Annotated in this window: 9 protein-coding genes, 6 rRNA genes and 1 pseudogene; 3 read left to right on the forward strand and 13 right to left on the reverse strand. The window is 56.8% G+C overall.

The features are described from left to right. Window positions 1-23: 23 nt before the first annotated feature. The 3 genes from rrf (ACQCS0_RS00005) to ACQCS0_RS00015 form a co-directional block, all read right to left on the reverse strand. Window positions 24-140: ribosomal RNA gene (rrf, locus tag ACQCS0_RS00005) — 5S ribosomal RNA — on the reverse strand. A gap of 236 nt (window positions 141-376) precedes the next feature. Then, window positions 377-3,524: ribosomal RNA gene (locus ACQCS0_RS00010) — 23S ribosomal RNA — on the reverse strand. Window positions 3,525-4,072: 548 nt separating this feature from the next. Then, a 16S ribosomal RNA gene (locus ACQCS0_RS00015) occupies window positions 4,073-5,596 on the reverse strand. The 16S, 23S and 5S rRNA genes sit together here, the layout of an rRNA operon. Before the next feature lie 63 nt (window positions 5,597-5,659). Between ACQCS0_RS00015 and ACQCS0_RS00020 the strand changes: the two genes are divergently transcribed. Further along, window positions 5,660-6,016, forward strand: a complete 357-nt coding sequence (locus tag ACQCS0_RS00020; RefSeq protein ID WP_426938968.1) for a hypothetical protein — start codon at window positions 5,660-5,662, stop codon at window positions 6,014-6,016. A gap of 288 nt (window positions 6,017-6,304) precedes the next feature. Here ACQCS0_RS00020 and ACQCS0_RS00025 read toward each other — a convergent pair whose 3' ends face one another. The 3 genes and pseudogenes from ACQCS0_RS00025 to ACQCS0_RS00035 form a co-directional block, all read right to left on the reverse strand. Next, complete coding sequence (locus ACQCS0_RS00025) at window positions 6,305-6,739, reverse strand: class I SAM-dependent methyltransferase (RefSeq protein ID WP_354156525.1); 435 nt, start codon at window positions 6,737-6,739, stop codon at window positions 6,305-6,307. 279 nt (window positions 6,740-7,018) lie between these two features. Beyond that, window positions 7,019-7,380, reverse strand: a pseudogene (locus ACQCS0_RS00030) (ISL3 family transposase); the annotation flags it as partial. Window positions 7,381-7,625: 245 nt separating this feature from the next. Next, the gene (locus ACQCS0_RS00035; protein ID WP_354224852.1) at window positions 7,626-7,838 is read right to left on the reverse strand and encodes a hypothetical protein; all 213 of its coding nucleotides are present in this window, start codon (window positions 7,836-7,838) and stop codon (window positions 7,626-7,628) included. Between the two features lie 14 nt (window positions 7,839-7,852). Between ACQCS0_RS00035 and ACQCS0_RS00040 the strand changes: the two genes are divergently transcribed. Next, the gene (locus ACQCS0_RS00040) at window positions 7,853-7,984 is read left to right on the forward strand and encodes a hypothetical protein (RefSeq protein WP_354224854.1); all 132 of its coding nucleotides are present in this window, start codon (window positions 7,853-7,855) and stop codon (window positions 7,982-7,984) included. Window positions 7,985-8,434: 450 nt separating this feature from the next. Here ACQCS0_RS00040 and rrf (ACQCS0_RS00045) read toward each other — a convergent pair. From rrf (ACQCS0_RS00045) to ACQCS0_RS00055, 3 genes are all read right to left on the reverse strand, one after another. Beyond that, a 5S ribosomal RNA gene (gene rrf / locus ACQCS0_RS00045) occupies window positions 8,435-8,551 on the reverse strand. 236 nt (window positions 8,552-8,787) lie between these two features. Further along, a 23S ribosomal RNA gene (locus tag ACQCS0_RS00050) occupies window positions 8,788-11,934 on the reverse strand. 550 nt (window positions 11,935-12,484) lie between these two features. After that, window positions 12,485-14,006, reverse strand: a 16S ribosomal RNA gene (locus ACQCS0_RS00055). Window positions 14,007-14,069: 63 nt separating this feature from the next. On the opposite strand from ACQCS0_RS00055, the gene ACQCS0_RS00060 reads away from it, so the two are divergent. After that, entirely contained in the window at window positions 14,070-14,426 is a 357-nt protein-coding gene (locus tag ACQCS0_RS00060) for a hypothetical protein (protein ID WP_426938968.1), read from the forward strand. A gap of 295 nt (window positions 14,427-14,721) precedes the next feature. On the opposite strand, the gene rpsN is transcribed toward ACQCS0_RS00060, so the two are convergent. The 4 genes from rpsN to ACQCS0_RS00080 form a co-directional block, all read right to left on the reverse strand. Beyond that, complete coding sequence (rpsN, locus tag ACQCS0_RS00065; RefSeq protein ID WP_026266887.1) at window positions 14,722-15,027, reverse strand: 30S ribosomal protein S14; 306 nt, start codon at window positions 15,025-15,027, stop codon at window positions 14,722-14,724. Between the two features lie 4 nt (window positions 15,028-15,031). Beyond that, window positions 15,032-15,199, reverse strand: coding sequence for a 50S ribosomal protein L33 (gene rpmG, locus ACQCS0_RS00070; RefSeq protein WP_013602737.1), 168 nt, complete (start codon window positions 15,197-15,199; stop codon window positions 15,032-15,034). Continuing rightward, a complete protein-coding gene (gene rpmB, locus ACQCS0_RS00075) occupies window positions 15,199-15,435 on the reverse strand; it encodes a 50S ribosomal protein L28 (RefSeq protein WP_056342125.1) in 237 nt (78 codons plus the stop codon). The genes rpmG and rpmB overlap by 1 nt, the downstream gene beginning before the upstream one ends. Before the next feature lie 252 nt (window positions 15,436-15,687). Next, window positions 15,688-16,449 carry an SGNH/GDSL hydrolase family protein gene (locus ACQCS0_RS00080; RefSeq protein ID WP_354156515.1) on the reverse strand — a complete coding sequence of 254 codons (762 nt, stop codon included), beginning with the start codon at window positions 16,447-16,449 and terminating at the stop codon, window positions 15,688-15,690. Window positions 16,450-16,503 lie beyond the last annotated feature (54 nt).

The raw sequence follows: 16,503 nt of genomic DNA on the forward strand, positions 1-16,503 counted from the left end.
GGGGTTCTCGACCTGTAATGATGTTCCGGCGGTGACCTACTCTCCCACACCCTCCCGGGTGCAGTACCATCGGCGCTGTGGGTCTTAGCTTCCGGGTTCGGAATGGGACCGGGCGTTTCCCCCACGCTATGACCGCCGTAACCCTTTTACCCGTCACACCCCGAGGGGGTGTGTGGGAAATCAGTGGTTACAACATGCTTTGCTGCAACTTTTGGTTGCAGGTGTGGTGTTGTTATTATGTTGTGTTTTTTGTTCCCTGCAACGAACCCGTGTCGGGTTTGTTGTTTGGGAACCACATAGTGGACGCAAGCAGTCTTGTTATCTTTTTACCACCCGTTGTTGCAAACCTCTTTTGAATAGGTTTACGGGGTGGTGTGTGGTGTAAGTTATCGGCCTATTAGTACCGGTCAGCTTCACGAGTCGTTAGTCCTCGCTTCCACATCCGGCCTATCAACCCAGTGGTCTGGCTGGGGGCCTCTCACACACAAGGTGTATGGAAATCTCATCTCGAAGCGAGCTTCCCGCTTAGATGCTTTCAGCGGTTATCCCATCCGAACGTAGCTAATCAGCGGTGCACTTGGCAGTACAACTGACACACCAGAGGTTCGTCCGTCCCGGTCCTCTCGTACTAAGGACAGCCCTTCTCAAATTTCCTGCGCGCGCAGCGGATAGGGACCGAACTGTCTCACGACGTTCTAAACCCAGCTCGCGTACCGCTTTAATGGGCGAACAGCCCAACCCTTGGGACCTACTCCAGCCCCAGGATGCGACGAGCCGACATCGAGGTGCCAAACCATGCCGTCGATATGGACTCTTGGGCAAGATCAGCCTGTTATCCCCGAGGTACCTTTTATCCGTTGAGCGACGGCCATTCCACAATGTACCGCCGGATCACTAGTCCCGACTTTCGTCCCTGCTCGAGATGTCTCTCTCACAGTCAAGCTCCCTTGTGCACTTACACTCGACACCTGATTGCCAACCAGGCTGAGGGAACCTTTGGGCGCCTCCGTTACTTTTTAGGAGGCAACCGCCCCAGTTAAACTACCCATCAGGCACTGTCCCTGACCCGGATTACGGGCCGAAGTTAGATGTCCAAAGTGACCAGAGTGGTATTTCAACGATGACTCCACCCGAACTGGCGTCCGGGCTTCAACGTCTCCCACCTATCCTACACAAGCCACTCCGAACACCAATACCAAACTATAGTAAAGGTCTCGGGGTCTTTCCGTCCTGCTGCGCGTAACGAGCATCTTTACTCGTACTGCAATTTCGCCGAGTTTATGGTTGAGACAGCGGGGAAGTCGTTACTCCATTCGTGCAGGTCGGAACTTACCCGACAAGGAATTTCGCTACCTTAGGATGGTTATAGTTACCACCGCCGTTTACTGGGGCTTGAATTCTCAGCTTCGCCGTGAGGCTAACCGGTCCTCTTAACCTTCCAGCACCGGGCAGGAGTCAGTCCGTATACATCGTCTTGCGACTTCGCACGGACCTGTGTTTTTAGTAAACAGTCGCTTCCCCCTGGTCTCTGCGGCCCCGATCCCCTCCCACCAGCATGTGGTGTTCAAGGTTGGGGCCCCCCTTCTCCCGAAGTTACGGGGGCATTTTGCCGAGTTCCTTAACCATAATTCTCTCGATCGCCTTAGTATTCTCTACCTGATCACCTGTGTCGGTTTGGGGTACGGGCGGCTAAAACCTCGCGTCGATGCTTTTCTCGGCAGCATAGGATCACCAAATCCCCCCGTGAGGGGGTCCCATCAGATCTCAGGCATCATGAACAGCGGATTTGCCTACCGTTCGCCCTACATCCTTAGACCGGGACAACCATCGCCCGGCTTGGCTACCTTCCTGCGTCACACCTGTTAATACGCTTGCCTCCCAGGATCAGGTCCCGCGCTCCACCAAAACCCACATCACCCCAAAAGGGTGGGCGGGCAGGTATCGGGCGGTTAGTATCCCCTGTTCAACATGGACGGTTTTTCGCCGGTACGGGAATATCAACCCGTTGTCCATCGACTACGCCTGTCGGCCTCGCCTTAGGTCCCGACTTACCCAGGGCAGATTAGCTTGACCCTGGAACCCTTGATCATTCGGCGGACGGGTTTCTCACCCGTCTTTCGCTACTCATGCCTGCATTCTCACTCGTGTAGGCTCCACCGCTGGTTTACACCGCGACTTCACTGCCCACACGACGCTCCCCTACCACTCCAGACGCCTGAACCAACCCACAAGGGGCGGCTTAGCTAATATCTGAAATCCACAACTTCGGCGGTGTACTTGAGCCCCGCTACATTGTCGGCGCGGAATCACTTGACCAGTGAGCTATTACGCACTCTTTTAAGGATGGCTGCTTCTAAGCCAACCTCCTGGTTGTCTTCGCAACTCCACATCCTTTCCCACTTAGCACACGCTTAGGGGCCTTAGTTGGTGGTCTGGGCTGTTTCCCTCTCGACTATGAAGCTTATCCCCCACAGTCTCACTGCTGCGCTCTCACTTACCGGCATTCGGAGTTTGGCTGACGTCAGTAACCTTGTAGGGCCCATTAGCCATCCAGTAGCTCTACCTCCAGCAAGAAACACGCAACGCTGCACCTAAATGCATTTCGGGGAGAACCAGCTATCACGAAGTTTGATTGGCCTTTCACCCCTACCCACAGCTCATCCCCTCCATTTTCAACTGAAGTGGGTTCGGTCCTCCACGACGTCTTACCGTCGCTTCAACCTGGCCATGGGTAGATCACTTCGCTTCGGGTCTAGATCACGCCACTGCAACGCCCTATTCAGACTCGCTTTCGCTACGGCTTCCCCACACGGGTTAACCTCGCGACGTAACACTAACTCGCAGGCTCATTCTTCAAAAGGCACGCCGTCACACCCATACAGACAAGCTGCAGATGCTCCGACGGATTGTAAGCACACGGTTTCAGGTACTGTTTCACTCCCCTCCCGGGGTACTTTTCACCTTTCCCTCACGGTACTGGTCCGCTATCGGTCATTAGGGAGTATTTAGGCTTATCAGGTGGTCCTGACAGATTCACACGGGATTTCTCGGGCCCCGTGCTACTTGGGATACTCTCCAGGCGGCACAAAACATTTCGGTTACGGGGCTCACACCCTCTCTGGCCGGCCTTTCAAGACCGTTCACCTATGCCTGCACATCACACCTCACCAGTCCGGCAGAACTGATACGGAAAGTCCCACAACCCCGCCCATGCAACGCCCGCCGGCTATCACACATGGAACGGTTTAGCCTGATCCGCGTTCGCTCGCCACTACTAACGGAATCACTATTGTTTTCTCTTCCTGCGGGTACTGAGATGTTTCACTTCCCCGCGTTCCCTCCACACACCCTATGTGTTCAGATGCGGGTCACCAGGCAGATCGCTCCCCTGGCGGGGTTTCCCCATTCGGAGACCCTGGGATCAAAGTCCGGTTATCGACTCCCCCAGGCTTATCGCAGATTCCTACGTCCTTCTTCGGCTCCTAATGCCAAGGCATCCACCGTGTGCTCTTAAAAACTTGACCACAAAAGATCAAAACGCTAATTTTCGAGAGAACCACGAAAACCACCCGGACACCACCACCACAACCCCAAAAGGCCACAGCAACAGACGCCCGGACAGATCCAGGTTCATATATTCTTGGAAATTGCTTCTTATAAAAGATGCTCGCGTCCACTATGTAGTTCTCAAACAACAACCCCAAACCACACACCCCACACACAACCCCAAAAGGTCAACCATGCGATCGATGCAGCCAGGAAACCAGAAACAAACAAACCCGACAAAACACACCACAACCCAAAAGGCCGCAGCACATCCCACCGGCCCTGTTGCCTCAGGACCCAACAGTGTGCCAAACACTAAACCACCCACCCCCAACCCACACCGTTCCAGGACACCCTCAAGAGGACATCCGTACTAGGCAAGGAAAGAAACAAGCAGCCGCTATCCGTTGATATTCCACCCTTGAGCACCCGCCGCAGAACAATCGTCTGCGCAACGGGCATATACTCCTGACAACCCCACCACACGGACAGTACATCCGGCGCGGTGGCTGTAGGTGCTCCTTAGAAAGGAGGTGATCCAGCCGCACCTTCCGGTACGGCTACCTTGTTACGACTTAGTCCCAATCGCCAGTCCCACCTTCGACAGCTCCCTCCCACAAGGGGTTAGGCCACCGGCTTCGGGTGTTACCAACTTTCGTGACTTGACGGGCGGTGTGTACAAGGCCCGGGAACGTATTCACCGCAGCGTTGCTGATCTGCGATTACTAGCGACTCCGACTTCATGGGGTCGAGTTGCAGACCCCAATCCGAACTGAGACCGGCTTTTTGGGATTAGCTCCACCTCACAGTATCGCAACCCTTTGTACCGGCCATTGTAGCATGCGTGAAGCCCAAGACATAAGGGGCATGATGATTTGACGTCGTCCCCACCTTCCTCCGAGTTGACCCCGGCAGTCTCCTATGAGTCCCCGCCATAACGCGCTGGCAACATAGAACGAGGGTTGCGCTCGTTGCGGGACTTAACCCAACATCTCACGACACGAGCTGACGACAACCATGCACCACCTGTAAACCGACCGCAAGCGGGGCACCTGTTTCCAGGTATTACCGGTTCATGTCAAGCCTTGGTAAGGTTCTTCGCGTTGCATCGAATTAATCCGCATGCTCCGCCGCTTGTGCGGGCCCCCGTCAATTCCTTTGAGTTTTAGCCTTGCGGCCGTACTCCCCAGGCGGGGCACTTAATGCGTTAGCTACGGCGCGGAAAACGTGGAATGTCCCCCACACCTAGTGCCCAACGTTTACGGCATGGACTACCAGGGTATCTAATCCTGTTCGCTCCCCATGCTTTCGCTCCTCAGCGTCAGTTAATGCCCAGAGACCTGCCTTCGCCATCGGTGTTCCTCCTGATATCTGCGCATTTCACCGCTACACCAGGAATTCCAGTCTCCCCTACATCACTCTAGTCTGCCCGTACCCACCGCAGATCCGGAGTTGAGCCCCGGACTTTCACGGCAGACGCGACAAACCGCCTACGAGCTCTTTACGCCCAATAATTCCGGATAACGCTTGCGCCCTACGTATTACCGCGGCTGCTGGCACGTAGTTAGCCGGCGCTTCTTCTGCAGGTACCGTCACTTTCGCTTCTTCCCTACTGAAAGAGGTTTACAACCCGAAGGCCGTCATCCCTCACGCGGCGTCGCTGCATCAGGCTTTCGCCCATTGTGCAATATTCCCCACTGCTGCCTCCCGTAGGAGTCTGGGCCGTGTCTCAGTCCCAGTGTGGCCGGTCACCTCTCAGGCCGGCTACCCGTCGTCGCCTTGGTGAGCCATTACCTCACCAACAAGCTGATAGGCCGCGAGTCCATCCAAAACCACAATAAAGCTTTCCACCCCCCACCATGCGATGAGGAGTCATATCCGGTATTAGACCCAGTTTCCCAGGCTTATCCCAGAGTTAAAGGGCAGGTTACTCACGTGTTACTCACCCGTTCGCCACTAATCCCCCCACAAGTGAGGTTCATCGTTCGACTTGCATGTGTTAAACACGCCGCCAGCGTTCATCCTGAGCCAGGATCAAACTCTCCGTTGAAGTAAAACAAAAACGAACACAACCAACACCCCCGGAAATAACGGAAGAAGAAAGCTGCAAAATTTGAAACCAGCTGTAAAAACCAAACCCAATCCACGGGGTGGACAGGCCTGGCCAAAACAACCAATCAATAAAACAATTGGTATCAACAAACTTGGCACACTATTGAGTTCTCAAACAACAGACACACCCGGCACCACCACAACCAAACAAACGGCCGTGGATCGCTCCGGAGCAACTTTTCAAACTTACCCGGTTTCCCGCCCCGATGCAAATCCATATTCCAGGACCCACACCAGCAGAAAACACATCCCCACCAAACAAAGGCGCCCAAAAGAACAACCAACATTTGGTCTTGAATTAGGGGGTTTGGCCGCCCGCGGTAACCAGCTCTTCGCTGTTCCCCTCGCGGCGACTTAGAAAACAATACACCCACCCAACCCCCACCGCAAATCCACCCCCACCGGCCCCTATGCCTCCAGAATCCGCGTCGTGGCGGGGAATCCGGAGGGCTCACCGGGGTCCGGTACAGTATTCGGCCAAAACGGGCTTGTGTTCACTGGATCACATCAAGCGGGGAATGGCCAGCAGCCGGGACCGCAAAGGCTGTGGTGTCTCCGGTGCCAGCTCGGAACGTCTGCCTTGTTGTAGGTTCGCCCTATCATGCGCCTGTGCGCATCCCCGTTGGCCAGGTCTCCTAAGAACGGCTCAGGCATGAGCGCTGATAGCGGTATGCGGCCGATACCCGGGATCAGTTTGCTTCTGATGCAAGATGGTTTCGAAGCCGGCGGCACAGAGCATCATGGTCAGTGCCGCCACGGGCCAGGAGTATGCAGGCGATACAACGTCTGGAAATCTCGCGATTTCGTAGCCTTCAAACAGACCTAGCAGGAGAAGCCCGCAAGGAGTCAGGCGCCGTGCCAGCTCCCGGAGAATGGAGGGAACCTGGTCGGGTGCAAAGTGGATTAGCGAGTACCAAGCCAGGATGCCGGATGCATATCCTTCGGGAACCCCGAGACTCGTGAGGGAGGCGACGCGGAACGGGATGCCGGGGAAGGATGCCTCTGCTTGCTTGATGAACGCCGACACCAAATCGATTCCTTCGACCGCCGCCCCTTGGTCCGCGAGGAACTTGGTCCAAATGGCCGGGCCCGCATCCTACATCCAGCACGGGCCCCACCAGAGGTGCGACCCAGTCAGCTACGAGCTTCAGATCAGCTGGATGAGAGGACTCCACCGACCCACATCTGGCTGTGTAATCGGCAGCTCTCTTTAAGTACGCGGTCTCAACCTCTGCGTCCGTCATGCAGCCACCTTACGGTGGGCAGCAGGAATCGATGCTTCCGGCAAGAGTTTGCCTCTTCGCGTGAGGTGCCTCTACAGGCAGGTGCGGCCGCGGTAGCCATGGATGACCTGCTGGACCCCCTCACGGATCGGGGTGAGGTCGATCACCGCGGTGACGTACTTGCCACCACGCCTGGTGTGGCGCCACACGTACCCGAAGTCGATACACCGGTGCCGGCGCATCGTGTCATTGAGGACCTTGGGACAAGCGACCAACGGCTTGTGCGCCAACTCCCGGGTCACCTTGTCCGTGCAATGCTCTCAAGCCAGCAACGTCGGCACCGCCGGTCGATCGAATCGCGGGGGCTCGACGAACCGACCGCCAGCACCGCGCGATCGGGCTCGAGCCGCTGCCCGGTGACCTTCAGACGCAACTCGTCGAGCGGACAGAACGTGTTCAGATCAGGGGGTAGCGTCGAGTACGTCGAGGTTTCCTGGATAGAAGGCGTAGGAACCTCCATCAATTGGAGCCTCGCGCCGGTCACGATCCTGTCGAAGTGATCCATGACTGAAGCTCCCTCGCGGGCACGTACTTTAAAATGCGATCTCAGACGGCACCGCTTGAGCAGGTTCTTTGGGCCGGCCGCGACGCTCCACCTTGACCACATGCCGGGCGCCGGAGCCATAATCGGTCTGGGCACCAAAGCGGTGCCGCAGAGAAGAGCCGGCGGATGGTGCCGCCGGCTCAGAGGAGTCCACGAATGACGAAGAACCTGATCTCGTTCCCCGGTGAGGCCATGGTATGCCCGAGGACGACTTGGAGGCGGTAGTCGAAGCCTCGCATGCCGTCATCGACGAGGCCAAAGCGGCGGGCGTGTACGTCTTCGGCGGCGGGATCGATGAGGGCGTAGACCCGGTGCTCGTGGCCGGCTACGGCACCGTCACCATACGGTCGCATACCCAGGCCACAAGGTGCCCAACGGCCGGTACACAGTACTCGAGCTGCCCTCGCGGGCAGCGGCACTCCAATGGGCCGCGAAGATCGCCGTCGCCTGCCGCTGCCCGCAAGAGCTCCGGCAGTTCCAGTACGACCCGGCCAGCTGACGAGGGCAACCCCAGTCAGAGTCGTCCGTGCGTCGCGCGCCCATTATGAAAGTGTGCAGCAGCGCCAGGGCTGGTGACCTCGACCGACGACACCTCGATGGCCTACTCGTCGATCGGAGTCGCTCGACCTCTGCCTTACGTCGGAGGCCAGCTCAGCCATCTCGAGCTGAGTTGGGAGCTGTCGGAGGAGCGGGCCTTCTACGAGCGCCTTGCCGAGGGTTGTCGGCTCGTACGATTACGACACTGTTGGATGCCGGCGGGTTGGGTGGGGTGCCGACCGGGGCTTGCTGCGTGTGGTGGGTGGGGTGTCGGATTTCATTGCCGGGCGGGGTTCTGTGTGCAGGCTGGCGGGTGTTTGTGGTCTTGGGCGGGTGGTTTTTGGGGGTTGGGTGGTTAACGTGGGAGAACCCCCCAACCTGGTGGTTGGGGGGTTCTCGACCTGTAATGATGTTCCGGCGGTGACCTACTCTCCCACACCCTCCCGGGTGCAGTACCATCGGCGCTGTGGGTCTTAGCTTCCGGGTTCGGAATGGGACCGGGCGTTTCCCCCACGCTATGACCGCCGTAACCCTTTTACCCGTCACACCCCGAGGGGGTGTGTGGGAAATCAGTGGTTACAACATGCTTTGCTGCAACTTTTGGTTGCAGGTGTGGTGTTGTTATTATGTTGTGTTTTTTGTTCCCTGCAACGAACCCGTGTCGGGTTTGTTGTTTGGGAACCACATAGTGGACGCAAGCAGTCTTGTTATCTTTTTACCACCCGTTGTTGCAAACCTCTTTTGAATAGGTTTACGGGGTGGTGTGTGGTGTAAGTTATCGGCCTATTAGTACCGGTCAGCTTCACGAGTCGTTAGTCCTCGCTTCCACATCCGGCCTATCAACCCAGTGGTCTGGCTGGGGGCCTCTCACACACAAGGTGTATGGAAATCTCATCTCGAAGCGAGCTTCCCGCTTAGATGCTTTCAGCGGTTATCCCATCCGAACGTAGCTAATCAGCGGTGCACTTGGCAGTACAACTGACACACCAGAGGTTCGTCCGTCCCGGTCCTCTCGTACTAAGGACAGCCCTTCTCAAATTTCCTGCGCGCGCAGCGGATAGGGACCGAACTGTCTCACGACGTTCTAAACCCAGCTCGCGTACCGCTTTAATGGGCGAACAGCCCAACCCTTGGGACCTACTCCAGCCCCAGGATGCGACGAGCCGACATCGAGGTGCCAAACCATGCCGTCGATATGGACTCTTGGGCAAGATCAGCCTGTTATCCCCGAGGTACCTTTTATCCGTTGAGCGACGGCCATTCCACAATGTACCGCCGGATCACTAGTCCCGACTTTCGTCCCTGCTCGAGATGTCTCTCTCACAGTCAAGCTCCCTTGTGCACTTACACTCGACACCTGATTGCCAACCAGGCTGAGGGAACCTTTGGGCGCCTCCGTTACTTTTTAGGAGGCAACCGCCCCAGTTAAACTACCCATCAGGCACTGTCCCTGACCCGGATTACGGGCCGAAGTTAGATGTCCAAAGTGACCAGAGTGGTATTTCAACGATGACTCCACCCGAACTGGCGTCCGGGCTTCAACGTCTCCCACCTATCCTACACAAGCCACTCCGAACACCAATACCAAACTATAGTAAAGGTCTCGGGGTCTTTCCGTCCTGCTGCGCGTAACGAGCATCTTTACTCGTACTGCAATTTCGCCGAGTTTATGGTTGAGACAGCGGGGAAGTCGTTACTCCATTCGTGCAGGTCGGAACTTACCCGACAAGGAATTTCGCTACCTTAGGATGGTTATAGTTACCACCGCCGTTTACTGGGGCTTGAATTCTCAGCTTCGCCGTGAGGCTAACCGGTCCTCTTAACCTTCCAGCACCGGGCAGGAGTCAGTCCGTATACATCGTCTTGCGACTTCGCACGGACCTGTGTTTTTAGTAAACAGTCGCTTCCCCCTGGTCTCTGCGGCCCCGATCCCCTCCCACCAGCATGTGGTGTTCAAGGTTGGGGCCCCCTTCTCCCGAAGTTACGGGGGCATTTTGCCGAGTTCCTTAACCATAATTCTCTCGATCGCCTTAGTATTCTCTACCTGATCACCTGTGTCGGTTTGGGGTACGGGCGGCTAAAACCTCGCGTCGATGCTTTTCTCGGCAGCATAGGATCACCAAATCCCCCCGTGAGGGGGTCCCATCAGATCTCAGGCATCATGAACAGCGGATTTGCCTACCGTTCGCCCTACATCCTTAGACCGGGACAACCATCGCCCGGCTTGGCTACCTTCCTGCGTCACACCTGTTAATACGCTTGCCTCCCAGGATCAGGTCCCGCGCTCCACCAAAACCCACATCACCCCAAAAGGGTGGGCGGGCAGGTATCGGGCGGTTAGTATCCCCTGTTCAACATGGACGGTTTTTCGCCGGTACGGGAATATCAACCCGTTGTCCATCGACTACGCCTGTCGGCCTCGCCTTAGGTCCCGACTTACCCAGGGCAGATTAGCTTGACCCTGGAACCCTTGATCATTCGGCGGACGGGTTTCTCACCCGTCTTTCGCTACTCATGCCTGCATTCTCACTCGTGTAGGCTCCACCGCTGGTTTACACCGCGACTTCACTGCCCACACGACGCTCCCCTACCACTCCAGACGCCTGAACCAACCCACAAGGGGCGGCTTAGCTAATATCTGAAATCCACAACTTCGGCGGTGTACTTGAGCCCCGCTACATTGTCGGCGCGGAATCACTTGACCAGTGAGCTATTACGCACTCTTTTAAGGATGGCTGCTTCTAAGCCAACCTCCTGGTTGTCTTCGCAACTCCACATCCTTTCCCACTTAGCACACGCTTAGGGGCCTTAGTTGGTGGTCTGGGCTGTTTCCCTCTCGACTATGAAGCTTATCCCCCACAGTCTCACTGCTGCGCTCTCACTTACCGGCATTCGGAGTTTGGCTGACGTCAGTAACCTTGTAGGGCCCATTAGCCATCCAGTAGCTCTACCTCCAGCAAGAAACACGCAACGCTGCACCTAAATGCATTTCGGGGAGAACCAGCTATCACGAAGTTTGATTGGCCTTTCACCCCTACCCACAGCTCATCCCCTCCATTTTCAACTGAAGTGGGTTCGGTCCTCCACGACGTCTTACCGTCGCTTCAACCTGGCCATGGGTAGATCACTTCGCTTCGGGTCTAGATCACGCCACTGCAACGCCCTATTCAGACTCGCTTTCGCTACGGCTTCCCCACACGGGTTAACCTCGCGACGTAACACTAACTCGCAGGCTCATTCTTCAAAAGGCACGCCGTCACACCCATACAGACAAGCTGCAGATGCTCCGACGGATTGTAAGCACACGGTTTCAGGTACTGTTTCACTCCCCTCCCGGGGTACTTTTCACCTTTCCCTCACGGTACTGGTCCGCTATCGGTCATTAGGGAGTATTTAGGCTTATCAGGTGGTCCTGACAGATTCACACGGGATTTCTCGGGCCCCGTGCTACTTGGGATACTCTCCAGGCGGCACAAAACATTTCGGTTACGGGGCTCACACCCTCTCTGGCCGGCCTTTCAAGACCGTTCACCTATGCCTGCACATCACACCTCACCAGTCCGGCAGAACTGATACGGAAAGTCCCACAACCCCGCCCATGCAACGCCCGCCGGCTATCACACATGGAACGGTTTAGCCTGATCCGCGTTCGCTCGCCACTACTAACGGAATCACTATTGTTTTCTCTTCCTGCGGGTACTGAGATGTTTCACTTCCCCGCGTTCCCTCCACACACCCTATGTGTTCAGATGCGGGTCACCAGGCAGATCGCTCCCCTGGCGGGGTTTCCCCATTCGGAGACCCTGGGATCAAAGTCCGGTTATCGACTCCCCCAGGCTTATCGCAGATTCCTACGTCCTTCTTCGGCTCCTAATGCCAAGGCATCCACCGTGTGCTCTTAAAAACTTGACCACAAAAGATCAAAACGCTAATTTTCGAGAGAACCACGAAAACCACCCGGACACCACCACCACAACCCCAAAAGGCCACAGCAACAGACGCCCGGACAGATCCAGGTTCATATATTCTTGGAAATTGCTTCTTATAAAAGATGCTCGCGTCCACTATGTAGTTCTCAAACAACAACCCCAAACCACACACCCCACACACACAACCCCAAAAGGTCAACCATGCGATCGATGCAGCCAGGAAACCAGAAACAAACAAACCCGACAAAACACACCACAACCCAAAAGGCCGCAGCACATCCCACCGGCCCTGTTGCCTCAGGACCCAACAGTGTGCCAAACACTAAACCACCCACCCCCAACCCACACCGTTCCAGGACACCCTCAAGAGGACATCCGTACTAGGCAAGGAAAGAAACAAGCAGCCGCTATCCGTTGATATTCCACCCTTGAGCACCCGCCGCAGAACAATCGTCTGCGCAACGGGCATATACTCCTGACAACCCCACCACACGGACAGTACATCCGGCGCGGTGGCTGTAGGTGCTCCTTAGAAAGGAGGTGATCCCCGCACCTTCCGGTACGGCTACCTTGTTACGACTTAGTCCCAATCGCCAGTCCCACCTTCGACAGCTCCCTCCCACAAGGGGTTAGGCCACCGGCTTCGGGTGTTACCAACTTTCGTGACTTGACGGGCGGTGTGTACAAGGCCCGGGAACGTATTCACCGCAGCGTTGCTGATCTGCGATTACTAGCGACTCCGACTTCATGGGGTCGAGTTGCAGACCCCAATCCGAACTGAGACCGGCTTTTTGGGATTAGCTCCACCTCACAGTATCGCAACCCTTTGTACCGGCCATTGTAGCATGCGTGAAGCCCAAGACATAAGGGGCATGATGATTTGACGTCGTCCCCACCTTCCTCCGAGTTGACCCCGGCAGTCTCCTATGAGTCCCCGCCATAACGCGCTGGCAACATAGAACGAGGGTTGCGCTCGTTGCGGGACTTAACCCAACATCTCACGACACGAGCTGACGACAACCATGCACCACCTGTAAACCGACCGCAAGCGGGGCACCTGTTTCCAGGTATTACCGGTTCATGTCAAGCCTTGGTAAGGTTCTTCGCGTTGCATCGAATTAATCCGCATGCTCCGCCGCTTGTGCGGGCCCCCGTCAATTCCTTTGAGTTTTAGCCTTGCGGCCGTACTCCCCAGGCGGGGCACTTAATGCGTTAGCTACGGCGCGGAAAACGTGGAATGTCCCCCACACCTAGTGCCCAACGTTTACGGCATGGACTACCAGGGTATCTAATCCTGTTCGCTCCCCATGCTTTCGCTCCTCAGCGTCAGTTAATGCCCAGAGACCTGCCTTCGCCATCGGTGTTCCTCCTGATATCTGCGCATTTCACCGCTACACCAGGAATTCCAGTCTCCCCTACATCACTCTAGTCTGCCCGTACCCACCGCAGATCCGGAGTTGAGCCCCGGACTTTCACGGCAGACGCGACAAACCGCCTACGAGCTCTTTACGCCCAATAATTCCGGATAACGCTTGCGCCCTACGTATTACCGCGGCTGCTGGCACGTAGTTAGCCGGCGCTTCTTCTGCAGGTACCGTCACTTTCGCTTCTTCCCTACTGAAAGAGGTTTACAACCCGAAGGCCGTCATCCCTCACGCGGCGTCGCTGCATCAGGCTTTCGCCCATTGTGCAATATTCCCCACTGCTGCCTCCCGTAGGAGTCTGGGCCGTGTCTCAGTCCCAGTGTGGCCGGTCACCTCTCAGGCCGGCTACCCGTCGTCGCCTTGGTGAGCCATTACCTCACCAACAAGCTGATAGGCCGCGAGTCCATCCAAAACCACAATAAAGCTTTCCACCCCCCACCATGCGATGAGGAGTCATATCCGGTATTAGACCCAGTTTCCCAGGCTTATCCCAGAGTTAAAGGGCAGGTTACTCACGTGTTACTCACCCGTTCGCCACTAATCCCCCCACAAGTGAGGTTCATCGTTCGACTTGCATGTGTTAAGCACGCCGCCAGCGTTCATCCTGAGCCAGGATCAAACTCTCCGTTGAAGTAAAACAAAAACGAACACAACCAACACCCCCGGAAATAACGGAAGAAGAAAGCTGCAAAATTTGAAACCAGCTGTAAAAACCAAACCCAATCCACGGGGTGGACAGGCCTGGCCAAAACAACCAATCAATAAAACAATTGGTATCAACAAACTTGGCACACTATTGAGTTCTCAAACAACAGACACACCCGGCACCACCACAACCAAACAAACGGCCGTGGATCGCTCCGGAGCAACTTTTCAAACTTACCCGGTTTCCCGCCCCGATGCAAATCCATATTCCAGGACCCACACCAGCAGAAAACACATCCCCACCAAACAAAGGCGCCCAAAAGAACAACCAACATTTGGTCTTGAATTAGGGGGTTTGGCCGCCCGCGGTAACCAGCTCTTCGCTGTTCCCCTCGCGGCGACTTAGAAAACAATACACCCACCCAACCCCCACCGCAAATCCACCCCCACACCAGGTCGAAACCCCGCCATTCCGGGCCCAAAGCCAGCATCGGCACCCAAAACCGGGCACCGTCGTCGTTCGTGACTTCTGTGTGCTGCAGCACAACGGCCATCGCCGCGGCGAGGACCTCGACGAGCTCGATCGCCAGAGGGGCGCAACCACCGAGGACAGCCCGATCACCGGAAGCCTTAAACGCAGAAGGGCCGGCAACCAAACGGTTGCCGGCCCTTCTTAAGCAGCTGGATTCAGCAGTGCTGGATTACCAGGAAGACTTGGTGATGCCCGGGAGCTCACCACGGTGGGCCATGTCGCGGAAGCGAACACGGGAGATACCGAACTTCTGGAAGGTACCGCGAGGACGGCCGTCGATGATGTCGCGGTTACGCAGACGGACGGGCGACGCGTTACGGGGAAGCTTCTGCAGGCCGAGGCGTGCTGCTTCGCGAACTTCGTCGGTCGAGTTGGGGTCAACCAGAGCCTTCTTCAGTTCGAGGCGCTTTGCAGCGTAACGCTCAACGATGACTTTACGCTGTTCGTTCTTTGCGATCATTGACTTCTTAGCCATGTGTTTAGCGCTCCTCTCGGAATTCGACGTGCTGACGGATCTTGGGATCGTACTTCTTCAGAACCATACGGTCCGGGTCGTTACGACGGTTCTTCCGCGTCACGTAGGTGTAACCCGTGCCCGCAGTCGACTTGAGCTTGATGATCGGACGTACGTCCTTGTCCTTAGCCATTAGAGCTTCACTCCCCGAGCAAGGATGGCGGCGACGACTACGTCGATGCCGCGCACGTCGATGGTCTTGATGCCCTTTGCAGAAAGCTGCAGAGTGACGTTACGGCGCAGGGACGGAACCCAGTAGCGCTTCTTCTGGATGTTCGGATCGAACCGACGCTTGTTGCGACGGTGCGAGTGCGAAATGCTGTGCCCAAAGCCCGGCTCGGCTCCGGTCACTTGGCAGTGTGCTGCCATGACTTCTCCTCAAAATTGAATGTAATGATCCGCATATCTGCTGCAGGATCATGCGGCTAAGTGCGACCCAAAGTGATCAGGGTGAACGGTTAGTCACGCAACTTGAGCCCCTAACTACCGGCTACCCTGGAGAAAATTACCGGGCCACCGGAGCAATTGCGCACGCTCCGCGCACTTAGCGCTCACCAAGTCTACGAGTTCACGCAATTAAAGACCAATCCGGGCCCGGACGGTGTATAGGAGGGCGCTGCTTCATAGGCGCGTGAGCTGCGCGTACTTGGGTGCCAGGCCGTCCCCCGAAGACTTACCAGTGACGCGGCGGACCACCCACGGTCCGGCAAATTCGCGCACCCACCGGGCGTTGGCGCGGATGGCTTCGGCCCGGTTCAGCTCGGGCACGGGGGTCATGGGCGGGACATCGATCGAGTTTTCGTGCTTCAGGACCGTGAGGACGCGGTTGGCCATGTTGGCGTGCCCGGCAGCAGACATGTGCATCCGGTCCTGGGCCCACATGCCCCAGTCGTAGTACTCGTTGAAGCGCCAGTAATCCACCAACAAGGCGCCGTGGTCCCCGGCAATGCCGCGGATCAGCTCGTTGTAGATGGCGGTGCGGCCGCGCATGGTGCTGAACACCTTGGAGCCCCGCGCGTCGAAGCCGGTGAACATCACCACAGTGGCGCCGGTGGCCGCCAGCTTGCGGATGCCGGCGTCGTATTCCGCCAGGAGATCGTCGATGTCGATCTTGGGCCGCAGAATGTCGTTGGCGCCTGCGTAAACGGTCACCAAGGTGGGGTTCAGGTCGACGGCGGCGTCCACCTGATCTGCCATGATCTGGCGAAGCTTCCTGCCGCGGATGGCCAGGTTGGCGTAGCCGAAGCCGGGATCCGCCGCGCCCAGCTGCTCGGCCACGCGGTCCGCCCAGCCGCGGACACCGTTGGGACAGCTGGGATCGTCATCCCCGACCCCCTCCGTAAAAGAGTCGCCGAGCGCTACATATCGGGTCGAAAAGTCCATGGCGTCAGTCTTTCATCTGTTGCCGGGAGCAACCAAGGCGGGCCTGCCCGGAGG

The sequence above is a fragment of the Pseudarthrobacter sp. S6 genome, from assembly GCF_050156575.1.
In the GTDB taxonomy this organism is placed as follows: domain Bacteria; phylum Actinomycetota; class Actinomycetes; order Actinomycetales; family Micrococcaceae; genus Arthrobacter.